Origin of the sequence: Nocardioides sp. NPDC051685, from assembly GCF_044453405.1 — a bacterium.
Lineage (GTDB): Bacteria > Actinomycetota > Actinomycetes > Propionibacteriales > Nocardioidaceae > Nocardioides.
Window position 1 is genome coordinate 63,665 of sequence record NZ_JBITCR010000008.1, and the last position, 13,016, is coordinate 76,680.

Here is a 13,016-nt window from a genome sequence, read left to right on the forward strand (position 1 = left end):
GTCGAGGCATGCATCATGCTGCGGCCGTGGGCCTGGCCATCGGCGCATGCGTCCTGTTCTCGCTCTCCGCGGCCGTCCAGCAGCGTGCCAGTGCGCTCGCGCCCGGCCGCAGCGGCGGGATCTCCGGGATCGAGCGGCTGATGCTGGCGCTGGTGCGCAACCCGCTGTGGGTGACCGGCGCGTCGATCAACGCGATCGGCTTCGGCGTGCAGGCGGTCGCGCTCCACCTGGGGTCGGTCTCGGTGGTGCAGTCGGTGATGCCCACGCAGCTGCTCTTCGCGCTCGTCTTCGCATCGATCGCCGCCCGCCACTGGCCGACGCTCGCCGACTGGGGCAGTGGGGCCGCGATCTGCGGCGGCGTGATCCTGCTGGTCACCGACGACCATCGCGGCGGCACCTATGCCGACGTCGGCCGGGTCGCGCTCTTCGCCGGGTGCGTGGCGGTCGTGATCTGCGTACTTCTGCTGGTGGCCCACCGGTTCCCGCCGCCGGTCGCGGCGGCGACCACGGCGGTGGCGGCCGGGTGTTCGTTTGCGACGACCTCGGTGCTGCTGAAGATCACCGCCGACCGGGCGGCCGACGACGGCATCGTCGGGCTGCTCACGCTGCCGGCGTTCTACGGCCTGCTGTGCACCTGTGGACTCGGGATCGTGCTCACCCAGGCGGCGCTCGCCGCCGGGCCGCTGCCCTGGGCGATGGCGGCGATGACGATCACCAACCCCACGGTCTCGTACGTCGCCGCCGTGGTCGCCTTCGGCGCCTCCGCCCCCACGCCGTGGGTCGCGGTGAGCGCCGGGGCGCTGCTGGTCACGGGGATCGGCGGGCTCGCCAGGTCGCGCTCGGCGGTGAGGTGGACGCCGGCGCAGCCCGAACGGACCGAGGTTCGGGTGTCTTAGGCCCGCTCCTGCATCGACCGAGGCCAGGAACGCCGCCTCGTCGACCGCGGCTTGAGATGCTCGGGCAGGGCGCTGATGTAGGGCGCGGCATGCCGGCAGGCGCTGCAGGTGACGTTGCGGTAGTCGTAGGTGGTCTGCGGATCTTCTCCGTATGCGCTGCACGCCGGGCCGAACGAGTCGGCGAAGTGCGTGGGCTGCTGCAGTGTTCCCTGGTCGGCTTCAGCGGTGGCTTTCGTTGAATCGCTCATGGTGAACCTCCTAACGAGTCAACGGCTCATGCGTAACGCCGAGCCCGTCGAGCCGTCTGTCGCTGGCGCGAACGAGCGAGGAGATAGGTCGGTGCGGTCTCCTGGGCGAGGCTCTCGTGGAGTGCCAGCATCTCCTCGATCGTGCGCGACCACGGGAACTGCTCGGCCCGCTCGCGAGCGGCGTGGCGGGTCGCCACCACCGGTCGCTCGGCGACGTCGATGACCGCGTCGGCCAGCGCGGCCGGATGGGCCGCCGCCCAGGCTCCGCACCGGGGGTCGATGAGCTCACGGGCGCCGCCGCGGTCGGCGGTCACCACCGGCGTACCGCTGGCGAGGGCTTCCAGGACCGCCAGTCCGAAGGTCTCGCGGGGGCAGACGGAGAGGGCGACGTCGGCCTCGGCGAGGGCCCGGGCGATGCGGTGACGGTCGGAGACATGACCGTGGAACGTGACCGGTGCCCCGGCGGCGAGCGCCTCGATCTCGGCGCGGTGCGGGCCGTCGCCGTAGACGTCCATGCGTACGTCGAACCCGCGACGATGCAGCTCGACGGCCGTGGCCACGGCGAGATCGGGCGACTTCTCGCGGGAGAGACGGCCGACGTGGACGAGGCGCAGGGTGTCGTCACGGTGTCCGAGCGAGGGGTGGAAGAAGTCCAGGTCCACGCCCAGCGGCACCTGGGCGATCGGGCAGCCGACGGTCGCCGCCAGCGGCTCGAACTCGTGCCGGGCGTAGTCGGAGGTCACCAGCACCTGGTCGAAGGAGCGCACCAGCATCCGGTTGAGCAGCGCGGTGGAGACCTTCGAGGTCGTGTCCATGCCGGTGTAGGTGGGCATGTACTCGTCGAGCCGCTCATGGGAGAAGAGCACCGTCCCGATGCCCTGGCGCCGGGCCCAGCGGGAGACCGGCAGCATCGTGAACTTGTCGCTGACCTCGAGGCTCGTCGGGCGGTAGCGGGTCAGCGCGTCGGTCACCCGCCACGGCTCGATGATCAGCCGGTAGCCGCCACCGACCCGCGGCGCTCTCAGCTGCACCACCTCGCCGAGGTCGGTCGAGGTGACCGCGTCGTACGGGCCGGGGACGACGAGAAGTCGGTCGTGGCCCGCCTCGAGATAGCCACGGGCGAGGGCCTCCAGAGCCGTCTTCATCCCGCCGGAGGTGGGGCCGACGAAGTTCGCGAGCTGAGCGATGAGCACGGGCCACATCGTGTGGCATCGAGGTAGCCCGCCGGCGACCTCGATATGACGGCGGCATGGCGAGGCAACGTACGAGATATCGTTGAAGATATGACCAACCTGGACGCGCACCCCACCCCCGTCGAGTGTGTCGGCGGGACCGGCGACGAGGGCGTCGAGATCCAGATCATCACTCCGAGAGACGTGCCGCTGGGTGGTCCACGAGCGATGAACGTACGCCGCACCCTGCCGGCCCGCGCGCGCTCGCTGATCGGCGCGTGGTGCTTCCTGGACCACTACGGTCCCGACGACGTCGTGGTCTCCGGCGGGATGGAGGTGCCGCCCCACCCGCACACCGGGCTGGCGACGGTCTCCTGGCTGTTCACCGGGGAGATCGAGCACCGGGACTCGGTCGGCACCGTGGCGATGGTGCGCCCGGGCGAGGTCAACCTGATGACCTCCGGACGCGGGATCTCCCACTCGGAGAACTCGACGCCCGAGACCACCGTCCTGCACGGGGCGCAGCTGTGGGTCGCGCTCCCCGACGAGTTCCGCGACGTGGAGCCCGCATTCGAGAACCACCGGCCGACGCCGATCGAGCGCGACGGGGCGACGATCCGGGTCTTCCTGGGGTCGCTGCTGGGCGTGACGTCGCCGGTGCGGACCCACTCCGAAATCCTCGGCGCCGAGATCCTGCTCGAGCCCGGCACCCGGCTCGAGATCCCGGTCGACGACCGGTTCGAGCACGGCGTACTGGTGGACACCGGGCAGGTGTCGATGACCGGTGTGGGCCCGTCGGGTCCCGCCTCGGCCGAGGTGGAGAAGGACTCGCTCGCCTACGCGCCTCCGGGCGCCACCACGCTGGTCCTGCAGGCCGGCGAGGCCTGGACCCGGCTGCTCCTCCTCGGTGGTCCGCCGTTCGGTGAGTCGATCATCATGTGGTGGAACTTCGTCGGACGCACCCATGACGAGGTCGTCGGCTACCGCCAGGAGTGGCAGGACCAGGTCACCCGCGGTGGCGGTGAGGTGGTCGAGGACTCCCAGGACCTGGCCGAGGGGCGTTTCGGAGTGGTCGAGGGCAACCACCAGAGGCCGATCCCGGCGCCTCCGCTGCCCAACGCCCGCCTCCGCTCGCGGTCGTAGCCAGCGGTCTTAGGCGGCGTCGAGGGTCGTGCTTAGACTGCAGTCGTGAGTGACGAATCCTCAGACCCAGGGGTCGTGCTGGCCGTGGCGGTGGGCCGCAGCCGCAGCCAGGCGGCGGTCTTCGACCTCGCCGGGCGGGAGCTGGCGGGCGACACCCGCGACCACGAGGTCGGCATCTCCGCCGAGGCACTGATGCCCGAGATCGTCGAGCGGATGACCAAGATGGTGGCCTCGGTCGACCTGCCGGTGCTGGCGATCGGGATGAGCCTGCCCGGGGTGGTCAACCCCGAGCTCGGGATGAGCATCGACACCCCGGCGATGGGTGGCTGGGACGGCGTCCAGCTGGCCCCCTACTTCACCGCGCTGACCGACGCCCCGCTGATCCTCGCCCACGACGCCCACGCGCTGGCGCGCTCGGAGCTCTTCAACTCCGACCATCCCGTACGCAACGCCCTGGTCGTCAAGGCCTCGACCGGCCTCGGCATGGGCATCATCGTCGACGGCAAGCTGGTCACCGGCGCCCTCGGGGCGGCCGGCGAGATCGGCCACACCCGCATCGACGCCGCCGGTGACCGGCCCTGCCGCTGCGGCTCGACCGGCTGCCTGGAGACGGTCGCCTCCGGCTGGGCGCTCGCCCAGCGGCTGACCGACTCCGGCGTCCCCGCAGGCCACGTACGCGACCTGGTGGCCGCCGCGCTCGCCGGCGACGCCGTGGCGCGCGGGCTCCTGCGCGAGGGCGGACGACAGCTCGGCGAGGTGGTGGCCACCGCCGTCAACCTGCTCAACCCGGAGGTCGTCGTCATCGGCGGCGACATGGCCGGAGCCTTCGACCTCTACACCGCAGGGGTGCGCGAGAGCGTCTACGCCCGCTCCAACCCGATCGCCACCCGCGAGCTCACCTTCATGGCCCAGCTGCACGGCGACTCCTCGGGCCTGGTGGGCTGCGCCGCGATGGCGATCGAGTCCCTCTCCGACCCGCAGTGATCGTCGGCCTGCTCTGGCTGCTCGGATGCCAGCTGGCCGGAACCGCGATCGTCGAGCTGACCGGGATCCCGCTGCCCGGCCCGGTGGTGGGGATGCTGCTGCTCTTCGTCGTCCTGGTGCTGCGGCGCCGTGACGGCGAGGACGACCCGGTCATCCAGGTCGGCGACTACTTCCTCTCCCACCTGCAGCTCTTCTTCATCCCGGCCGGCGTCGGCGTGATCGCCTACCTCGCGGTCATCCGTGACGCCGCGGTGCCGATCGTCGTCGCGCTGCTCGGCTCCTGGTTCCTGGGGCTGGCCACCGTCGGCTGGGTGCTCAACCTGTTCCTGCGCCGGGTGCCGTCGGTGGCCGGCACGGAAGGTGCTCCGGGGGAGGAGATCGAATGAGCGAGCGTCAGCGAGCGACAATGAGCCTCAAACCGCCACGTCCGTATTGTGGCGCTTGCGCTACGGAGGTGGCGGTTTGAGCGTCATCCTGTGGCTGTTCGTGACGGTGGCGGCGTACGAGCTCGGGCGGTGGCTTCGGGCGCGGACCCGTTCGCCGCTGGCCCAGCCGGTGGCGGTGGCGATCGTGATCGTCGGCGCCCTGCTGACGGTCAGCGGCACGACCTACGACGACTACGCCGACGCCACCACGCTGATCAGCTTTCTGCTCGGCCCGGCGACGGTTGCGCTGGCGATCCCGCTCTACCACCAGGTCGCGCGACTGAAGGGGATGGTGGTGCCCGTCCTGGTCGCGCTGACCGCCGGCGCGGTCGTGTCGATGGTCAGCGGCATCCTGCTGGTGCGCTGGCTCGGTGGCGGCGACGTACTCGAGCGGACGATGGCGACCAAGGCCGTCACCGCGCCGGTGACGATCGCGCTGGCCGAGCGGCTGGGTGGCTATCCGGAGCTGTCGGCGTGCTTCGCGATCGTGATCGGCACCTTCGCGGCGATGGTCGCGCCACGGGTCCTGACCCTGCTCCGGATCCGTGACCCGCGGGCCCGCGGCATCGCCGTCGGCGCGGTCTCGCACGGCATCGGCACCGCCCGGATGCTGGAGGAGAGCCGCGTCGAGGGCGCCTTCTCAGGGCTGGCGATGGGGCTCACCGCGGTTGTGACATGTCTCCTGGTTCCGCTGGTGGCGTACTTCCTCCTCTGAGGCTCTCTGCGGCCTAACGTTGGTTCCATGGCCCGTGTGCACGCCTTCACCGACGACGTACTCGGCACTCTCGACGCGGTCGGGGTCGCCGAGGCTCTGCGGCGCGGTGACTTCAGCACCGTCGAGGCGGTCGAGGCGTCCATCGCCCGGATCGAGGCGGTCGACCCGGCGCTCGGCGCGATGGCCTACCGGACCTTCGACCGTGCCCGGATCCAGGCGCGTGCTCCCCGGGCCGGCTTCTTCGCCGGTGTGCCCACCCTGATCAAGGACAACACCGACGTCGCTGGGGTGCCCACGAGGAACGGCACGGATTCGTACGTCATGCCGCCGGCCTCGCGCAACGGCGAGATGACCAAGCTGCTCTTCAAGCTCGGGCTGCTGTCGCTGGGGAAGACCCAGCTCTCGGAGTTCGGATTCTCCGGCACCGCCGAGCACGCGCGGCTCGGCGCGGTGCGCAACCCGTGGGACACCGGCCGGGTGGCGGGTGCGTCGTCGGCCGGATCGGGTGCGCTGGTGGCCGCCGGGGCCGTGCCGGTCGCCCACGGCAACGACGGTGGCGGATCGATCCGGATCCCGGCCGGCGCCTGCGGTCTGGTCGGGCTCAAACCGACCCGTGACCGGATGCCGCAGGACCCGCTCTACGGGCTGCTGCCGCTCAAGATCGTCACCGACGGCGTGCTCACCCGCTCGGTGCGCGACACCGCCGCCTTCCTCCGGGAGGCGGAGAAGGCGCACCACACCTCGCTGGCGCCGATCGGGGACGTCACCGGACCCGGGTCGAAGCGGCTCCGCTTCGCCGTCTTCACCGGCGCGCTCGGGCGCGAGGCCAGTCCGGAGGTCGCGGAGCTGACGCTGAAGACCGCTGCTGTGCTGGAGGAGCTCGGGCACACCGTCGAGACCGTGCCGCCGCCGGTGCCCGAGACCTTCGCCGACGACTTCGTCCTCTACTGGGGCACGCTCGCCGTCGCCCTGGTCAACGCCGGCCCGCTCCGCGGCAAGACGTGGGACCGTCAGCGACTCGACAACCTCACCGTCGGCCTGGCCCAGCACACGCTCAAGAACGCCAAGTACGTCCCCGCAGCCATCGTCCGGCTGCGCAAGGCCCAGGCGATCGCGGAGGGGTTCCACGCTGCGTACGACGTCGTCCTGTCGCCCACCGTCGCACACGAGACCCCGGAGGTCGGCCGGCTGGCGCCGAGCCAGGACTACGAGGTGGTGATGAAGCGGCTGATGGACTGGGTCGCGTTCACGCCGTGGCAGAACGTCACCGGTGGGCCCGCGGTGTCGCTGCCGGTGCAGCAGACCCTGGCCGGGCTTCCGCAGGGGATGATGTTCGGGGCGGCTCCGGGGCGGGAGCGAATGCTCCTCGAGCTGTCCTACGAGCTCGAGGAAGCGATGGGTTTCGCGCGCATCTGGGAGCCTGGCGGCGACGCCGAGGACCCTGCTGACCTGGGATGATGCGACGGCTTCACGGAGGGGTCGTGTCGATTTGTTGAGCATGGCGCCCCTGCCGTAACGTTCTCTCTCGCAACGCCCCTTTAGCTCAGTCGGCAGAGCGTCTCCATGGTAAGGAGAAGGTCTACGGTTCGATTCCGTAAAGGGGCTCTGGAGTTCGGGACCCGCGGTAGGAATACGGCGGGCCTGATTCCTGTTGAGGCGGGGTAGCTCAGGCGGTTAGAGCGCACGACTCATAATCGTGAGGTCGCGGGTTCGATCCCCGCCCCCGCTACCGCCAAAGACCGCAACACCTCGATCAGCACCGTAAGGATTCTCCCGTGGCCAGCAAGAGCAGCGACGTTCGCCCGAAGATCACCCTCGCTTGCACCGAGTGCAAGGAGCGGAACTACATCTCGAAGAAGAACCGTCGGAACGACCCCGACCGGATCGAGCTCAACAAGTACTGCCCGCGTTGCCGCAAGCACACGCCGCACCGCGAGACCCGCTGAAGCCTGTCTTCTAGGTAGAGCGCGACGCTGATCGGCGCTCCGAACGCCCCGCCCCGAGTTCCGGGAGGCGGGGCGTTCGTACTTTTCCGGGACCTCTCGGGGGACCACTACAGTTGCCCGCATGGCAGTTGATGGGTCGCTCGTAGGGCGCGCGTTTCCTCCGACCAGGCCCTATCGGGTCACCGACGAGAAGGTGCGGGAGTTCGCTGCCGCCACCGGTGTGGGCTGGGAGAGCGGGGACCCGGTTCCGGCGACGTTCCCGATCGTGCTCGCCTTCGATGCGATGAACGCGTTCCTGGACGACGTCCAGGTCGAGCTGTCGCGGATCGTGCACGGTGAGCAGAAGTTCTCCTACGCCCGCCCGATCGCGCCGGGGGACGTGCTGACCGCGACCCTGAGCGTCGCCTCGCTGCGCCAGATCGGCGGCAACGACATCATCGGCACGGTCTCGGAGATCACCGACGACTCCGGGGCGGTCGTGTGCACCACCTCGGCCACCCTGGTCCACCGAGCGGCGGAGGTCGCCTGATGACGCTCGAAGCAGGCGCCGAGCTGGCCCCGAAGACCTACCCCATCACCCGCGCGTCGCTGGTGCGCTACGCCGGCGCCAGCGGCGACTTCAACCCGATCCACTGGTCCGACCGGATCGCCACCGCCGTCGGCCTCCCCGGCGTGATCGCCCACGGGATGTTCACCATGGCGCTGGTCGCCCGGGCCGTCTCGGAGTGGACCGACGGGGCCGAGGTCGTCGACTTCGGCGCGAAGTTCACCAACCCGGTGGTCGTGCCGGACGACGACGAGGGGACGACCGTCACCGTCTCCGGCACCGTCAAGTCGGTCGAGGACGGGCTCGCGACGATCGCCCTGACCGTCGTCTCCGGCGACCAGAAGGTGCTGGGCATGCCGAAGGTGACCGTGCGTGCCTGAGAAGCTGTCGGACCACACCACCTTCCATCTCGGCGGCCCGGCGGCGGAGTTCGTCACCGCGACCTCCGAGGCGGAGATCATCGAGGCCGTCACCGCGGCCGACGCCGCCGGCAAGGAGGTGCTCGTCCTCGGCGGCGGCAGCAACCTGGTCGTCGCCGACGCCGGGTTCCCGGGCACCGTCATCAAGCTGGCGACCACGGGGGTCGCGGCGGAGACGGTGGAGGGTGGCGTACTGGTCACGGTGGCGGCGGGCGAGACCTGGGACGACTTCGTGACGACCGCGGTCGACAAGGGCTGGAGCGGCGTCGAGGCGCTCTCCGGCATCCCCGGAAGCGTGGGCGCGACGCCGATCCAGAACGTCGGGGCGTACGGCCAGGACGTCTCCCAGACCATCACCTCGGTCATGGTGTTCGACCGCGAGCTCCGCGAGGTGTGGAGCTTCTCCGCCGGAGAGTGTGGTTTCGGCTACCGCTGGTCGCGGTTCAAGGAGGTGCCCGGGCGCTACGTGGTCCTCGAGGTCACCTTCCGGCTCGGCACCGACGGCGAGACCGGGTCCCCGATCGCGTACGCCCAGCTCGCCGGCGCCCTCGGCGTCGAGCAGGGCACCCGGGTGCCGTCCAAGCAGATCCGCGAGGCCGTCCTCGCTCTGCGGCGCAGCAAGGGCATGGTCATCGACGAGGCCGACCACGACACCTGGTCGGCGGGCTCGTTCTTCACCAACCCCGTGGTCGCGCCCGAGGACGTGCCCGACGGTGCGCCGGCCTACCCCCAGCCCGACGGCACCGTGAAGACCTCGGCCGCGTGGCTCATCGACCACGCCGGGTTCAAGAAGGGTCACGGCAACCGGAAGGTGTCGCTCTCCACGAAGCACACCCTCGCCCTCACCAACCGTGGCGAAGGCACGACCGAGGACCTGCTCGCCCTGGCGCGAGAGGTGCGGGACGGGGTCGAGGCGGCGTACGGGATCGTGCTCGTCAACGAGCCCGTCATGCTCGGCGTGGAGCTCTAGGCGAGATCAGCCCCGACTCGTACGCCACGACGACGAGCTGCGCGCGGTCGCGCGCGTGCAGCTTGGTCATCGCCCGGTTGATGTGGGTCTTGGCGGTCAGCACGCTGATCACCATGGCCTCGGCGACCTCGTCGTTGGTCAGGCCCCGGGCGACCAGGGCGACCGCCTCGCGCTCCCGGTTGGTCAGCTCGGCGAGGCCCCGGGGAGCATCGGCGGGCGAGGGTTGGCTGACGTAGTGGTCGATCAACGCGCGGGTGACCGACGGCGCCAGCAGCGCGTCACCTCGCGCGGCGACCCGGACAGCGTGGACGAAGTCCTCCGGCTGGATGTCCTTGACGAGGAAGCCGGCGGCACCGGCGCGCAGGGCCTCGAGGACGTACTCGTCCATGCCGTAGTTGGTCAGGATCACGACGTGCACGTCAGCGAGCGTCGGGTCGGCGGCGATCCGCCGGGTCGCCTCGAGACCGTCGGCCACCGGCATCTGGATGTCGACCAGCGCCACGTCCGGCAGATGCGCGCGGGCGAGCGCGACCGCCTCGACGCCATCGGCCGCCTCGGCGACCACCTCGATGTCGTCCTCGATGTCGAGGAGGGCCCGGAAGCCGCTGCGGATGAGCGGCTGGTCGTCGACCAGGAGCACCCGGATCACGACGTACGCTCCACTGGCAGCCGTGCCTCGACCATGAAACCGCCCTCCTCACGGGGCTGTGCCCGCAGCTGACCTCCGAGCGCGGAGACCCGCTCGCTCATCCCGAGCAGGCCGATGCCGGGCGTGGTCGTGGCCGGGGTGCCGGTGCCGTTGTCCTCCACCCGGATGCCGAGCGAGTCGGGCCGATGGTCGATGTGGACCGACGCGGCGGTGGCCGCGGCATGACGGGTCACGTTGGTCAGCGCCTCCTGGACGATCCGGTAGGCCGTCCGGCCCACCGCGACCGGCACCGCACCGGGCTGCCCGTCGACGGTCAGCGTGACGTCCAGCCCGGTGGATCCGGCCGACCCCACCAGATCGCGTACGTCCTCGAGCCCCCGCGGCGGGTTGGGGTCGTCGTCGCGCAGCGCCGTGAGCGTGGCCCGCAGCTCGCGGGCCGCCTCGCGCCCGGCCTCCCGGATCGCCAGCAGCGACTCGGGGACCTCCTCGCCGCGCCGCTGGGCCACGTGGACGGCGGCCTCGGACTGCACCTTGATCACCGAGATCTGGTGGGTGAGGGAGTCGTGCAGCTCGCGGGCGATGTGGAGGCGCTCGTCGTCGGCCCGTCGTTGGGCGGCGGCCTCGCGGGTGCGCTCGGCCTCGTCGGCGCGCTGCTCCGCCTGCCGGAGCGCCTCGCCGGCGGCTCCGGCCGCGATCAGCCAGGCGATCTCCAGGGCGCTGCGCGCCTGCTCGGAGGCGGCGCCGAAGTCCCCCAGCGACGCGTAGGCCACCAGGACGAGCCCGCTCTGCATCGCCACCGCGGCGACCAGTGTGACCAGCCGGTGCCCCTCGCGGACCGCGGCGTAGACCGCGACCAGGAAGGCGATCACCGCGACGTGGAACCCGAGCGCCTGAAAGGCCAGACCGCACGCACCGCAGAGGACCAGCACGAGGACAGGTGCCCGGCGCCGGAGGACCAGGACCAGCCCGCTCGCGACCACCGCGGCGTAGCCGAGGAGATCGCCTCCGGAGGCGGGTTGGCCGCCGCTCAGCGCAGCAGCGAGCTGGGCCATGGCCACTCCTGCGGCTAGACCTGCGTCCCCGACTGTGATCCGCCGCCTGGCCATGCCAGCAGGATATGCCCGCGGCGTCGCGCGCGAGTCCGTCTGGCGCGGCACTTCCGGCTACCACGTACGCAGTAGCGGCGGCGCCGAAGAGTCCACGCAGGCAGGACGACTCCGGCGGGCGCCGACGGGACGATCGAGTCATCCGGTCGAACCCGAACGAAGGAGTCCTCCATGTCTCTCAACGACCTGCTCATCAGCGCCGCCGACCCTGACGTCGGCGCCTACACACTGACCACCGCCCGGCTGTGGGCGACGCTCGCCGCGTTCGTCGGCCTGGGCGGCGCGGTGGCCGGTGCCGCAGCCCTGACCCGCGCAGCCCGCGGCGTCGGCAACCGTGGCCGCAACGGCGCCGTCGTGGCGCTCGGCTGCGGTTCGATCGCCCTGGTCGTCGGTGTCGTCAACCTGCTCGTGGCCGACGGCGGACCGGGCACCGGCAACGGCGTCGTCGGCGGCGGGATAGCGATCGTCCTAGGCCTCGCTGCCCTGGTCCTGGGCGCCCTCGCCCTGTCCCGATCCCGTCGAGTCGGCGCGTCTGTCCCGCGATAAGACGTCCAGCCGGCGCTAATGCCCCGCACCAGGGCGCCGAGTCGGCGCGTCTGCCTCATCGGCATGGGACAGACGCGCCGACTCAGCAGAGATTTCTGGGACAGACGCGCCGACTCGGCGGGTCAGCGGCGGGTGAGCGAGACGAGCACCTCGTGGTGATCGGTGTTCGGGAACATGTCGAGCAGTCGTGCCGACACCGGCCGCAACGAGGGCATGTCGCGCAGGTCGCGGGCGAGGGTGTCGACGTTGCACGAGGAGTAGACGACGTGCTCGACCCCCGATTGCTCCAACCACCCGGCGAGCGCGGACCCGATGCCGCGCCGGGGCGGGTTGACGATGACCAGGTCGGGCGCGGAGGCGGAGGAGAGGGCGTACGCGGTCGCGTCCCCGGCCACCCAGCTGGTGCCCGGCAGGCCCAGCTCGGCGGCGGTCGAGGCGGCGGCCTCGATGGCCTGCGCGCTGGACTCGACCCCGACGACCTCCCTCCCCGGGGCGGCGACGTGCAGGCCGAAGCCGCCGACGCCGCAGTAGAGATCCCACACCGTGCTCGGTGACACCGAGGAGACCAGGTCACGGGCGTGGCGGTAGAGCGCCGCCGCCACGGAGGTGTTGGTCTGGAAGAACGAGTGCGGGCGCAGCCGGAGACCGATCCCGTTGACCTCCATCGTGAGCGCCTCACGAGGAGTCAGGAAGATCTCCTCGGGCCCCTCGATGACGGCCTTGTGCTCCGGCTGGATGTTCACCGACGCCACCGCGATCGGCAGCGAGTCCAGCAGCGCCGGGAGGTGCTTGCGCAGCCGGGCCAGCGCCTCGGTGGACCGCAGCACCCAGCGCACCATCAGCTCCCCGGTCGGAGCCTCGGTGAGGATCACGTGCTTGAGCTCGCCGCGCCGCTCGGGCACCGAGTAGGGGGTCAGCCGCGCGGTCGTGACGAACCGGGACAGGACCGGCAGCGCCGCCTGCAGCCCCGGCGTGTGCAGCCCGCACGCGAGCAGGTCCACGCCGAGGCCGTCGTGGGACAGGATCCCCAGCGTCGGCGCCTCCACGGAGCCGGCGACGACCATCTTCGCCTTGTTGCGGAAACCCGCCTCCGGGCTGGAGACCGGTTCCTCCCAACGTACGTCGCCGACGCCAAAGGAATCGAGCACAGCGGCGACCCGCTGCTGCTTCTGCGTGAGCTGGTCGGCGTACGCCGTCTCCAGCCAGCGGCAGGAGCGGCAGACGCCGGAGGTGAAGTAGCCGCAGTCCAT

Annotated in this window: 16 protein-coding genes and 2 tRNA genes; 13 read left to right on the plus strand and 5 right to left on the minus strand. The window is 71.2% G+C overall.

What is annotated here, in order from left to right:
- The first annotated feature begins 8 nt into the window (after window positions 1-8).
- On the plus strand, window positions 9-896 hold the full coding sequence (locus tag ACIA03_RS21550) for a DMT family transporter (RefSeq protein WP_396986284.1): 888 nt from the start codon (window positions 9-11) through the stop codon (window positions 894-896).
- Here ACIA03_RS21550 and ACIA03_RS21555 read toward each other — a convergent pair.
- Window positions 893-1,144 (minus strand): hypothetical protein, encoded by a 252-nt coding sequence (locus tag ACIA03_RS21555; protein ID WP_396986286.1) that lies wholly within the window; start codon window positions 1,142-1,144, stop codon window positions 893-895. The two genes, ACIA03_RS21550 and ACIA03_RS21555, sit on opposite strands and share 4 nt — an antisense overlap.
- A 26-nt stretch (window positions 1,145-1,170) precedes the next feature.
- Window positions 1,171-2,346, minus strand: a complete 1,176-nt coding sequence (locus tag ACIA03_RS21560; protein ID WP_396986288.1) for a glycosyltransferase — start codon at window positions 2,344-2,346, stop codon at window positions 1,171-1,173.
- Between the two features lie 81 nt (window positions 2,347-2,427).
- Between ACIA03_RS21560 and ACIA03_RS21565 the strand changes: the two genes are divergently transcribed.
- From ACIA03_RS21565 to ACIA03_RS21615, 11 genes are all read left to right on the plus strand, one after another.
- A complete protein-coding gene (locus ACIA03_RS21565; RefSeq protein WP_396986290.1) occupies window positions 2,428-3,459 on the plus strand; it encodes a pirin family protein in 1,032 nt (343 codons plus the stop codon).
- Window positions 3,460-3,504: 45 nt separating this feature from the next.
- Window positions 3,505-4,443 (plus strand): ROK family protein, encoded by a 939-nt coding sequence (locus tag ACIA03_RS21570; protein ID WP_396986292.1) that lies wholly within the window; start codon window positions 3,505-3,507, stop codon window positions 4,441-4,443.
- Window positions 4,440-4,829: a CidA/LrgA family protein gene (locus tag ACIA03_RS21575; RefSeq protein WP_396986294.1), complete on the plus strand. Its 390-nt coding sequence runs from the start codon at window positions 4,440-4,442 to the stop codon at window positions 4,827-4,829. Before ACIA03_RS21570 ends, ACIA03_RS21575 begins: the two co-directional genes overlap by 4 nt.
- A gap of 76 nt (window positions 4,830-4,905) precedes the next feature.
- Window positions 4,906-5,583: an LrgB family protein gene (locus ACIA03_RS21580; RefSeq protein WP_396986296.1), complete on the plus strand. Its 678-nt coding sequence runs from the start codon at window positions 4,906-4,908 to the stop codon at window positions 5,581-5,583.
- A 27-nt stretch (window positions 5,584-5,610) separates the two neighbouring features.
- Window positions 5,611-7,041: an amidase gene (locus ACIA03_RS21585; protein WP_396986298.1), complete on the plus strand. Its 1,431-nt coding sequence runs from the start codon at window positions 5,611-5,613 to the stop codon at window positions 7,039-7,041.
- A 74-nt stretch (window positions 7,042-7,115) separates the two neighbouring features.
- A tRNA-Thr gene (locus tag ACIA03_RS21590) sits at window positions 7,116-7,188 on the plus strand.
- Between the two features lie 50 nt (window positions 7,189-7,238).
- Window positions 7,239-7,312 (plus strand) — tRNA-Met (locus tag ACIA03_RS21595).
- A gap of 46 nt (window positions 7,313-7,358) precedes the next feature.
- The gene (gene rpmG / locus ACIA03_RS21600; RefSeq protein ID WP_355019358.1) at window positions 7,359-7,529 is read left to right on the plus strand and encodes a 50S ribosomal protein L33; all 171 of its coding nucleotides are present in this window, start codon (window positions 7,359-7,361) and stop codon (window positions 7,527-7,529) included.
- Window positions 7,530-7,650: 121 nt separating this feature from the next.
- Window positions 7,651-8,058: a MaoC family dehydratase N-terminal domain-containing protein gene (locus ACIA03_RS21605; protein WP_141791534.1), complete on the plus strand. Its 408-nt coding sequence runs from the start codon at window positions 7,651-7,653 to the stop codon at window positions 8,056-8,058.
- Window positions 8,058-8,456 (plus strand): MaoC/PaaZ C-terminal domain-containing protein, encoded by a 399-nt coding sequence (locus ACIA03_RS21610; RefSeq protein WP_396986301.1) that lies wholly within the window; start codon window positions 8,058-8,060, stop codon window positions 8,454-8,456. Before ACIA03_RS21605 ends, ACIA03_RS21610 begins: the two co-directional genes overlap by 1 nt.
- Window positions 8,449-9,465, plus strand: coding sequence for a UDP-N-acetylmuramate dehydrogenase (locus tag ACIA03_RS21615; protein WP_396986303.1), 1,017 nt, complete (start codon window positions 8,449-8,451; stop codon window positions 9,463-9,465). The genes ACIA03_RS21610 and ACIA03_RS21615 overlap by 8 nt, the downstream gene beginning before the upstream one ends.
- On the opposite strand, the gene ACIA03_RS21620 is transcribed toward ACIA03_RS21615, so the two are convergent.
- Complete coding sequence (locus ACIA03_RS21620; RefSeq protein WP_396986305.1) at window positions 9,443-10,114, minus strand: response regulator; 672 nt, start codon at window positions 10,112-10,114, stop codon at window positions 9,443-9,445. The two genes, ACIA03_RS21615 and ACIA03_RS21620, sit on opposite strands and share 23 nt — an antisense overlap.
- Window positions 10,111-11,166 carry a sensor histidine kinase gene (locus ACIA03_RS21625; protein WP_396986307.1) on the minus strand — a complete coding sequence of 352 codons (1,056 nt, stop codon included), beginning with the start codon at window positions 11,164-11,166 and terminating at the stop codon, window positions 10,111-10,113. Before ACIA03_RS21625 ends, ACIA03_RS21620 begins: the two co-directional genes overlap by 4 nt.
- Before the next feature lie 225 nt (window positions 11,167-11,391).
- Here ACIA03_RS21625 and ACIA03_RS21630 point away from each other — a divergent pair, with 225 nt between their 5' ends.
- Window positions 11,392-11,766 (plus strand): DUF6223 family protein, encoded by a 375-nt coding sequence (locus ACIA03_RS21630; protein WP_396986309.1) that lies wholly within the window; start codon window positions 11,392-11,394, stop codon window positions 11,764-11,766.
- A 122-nt stretch (window positions 11,767-11,888) separates the two neighbouring features.
- Here the strand turns inward: ACIA03_RS21630 and rlmC are convergent, their stop codons facing one another.
- Window positions 11,889-13,016, minus strand: a complete 1,128-nt coding sequence (gene rlmC, locus ACIA03_RS21635) for a 23S rRNA (uracil(747)-C(5))-methyltransferase RlmC (protein WP_396986311.1) — start codon at window positions 13,014-13,016, stop codon at window positions 11,889-11,891.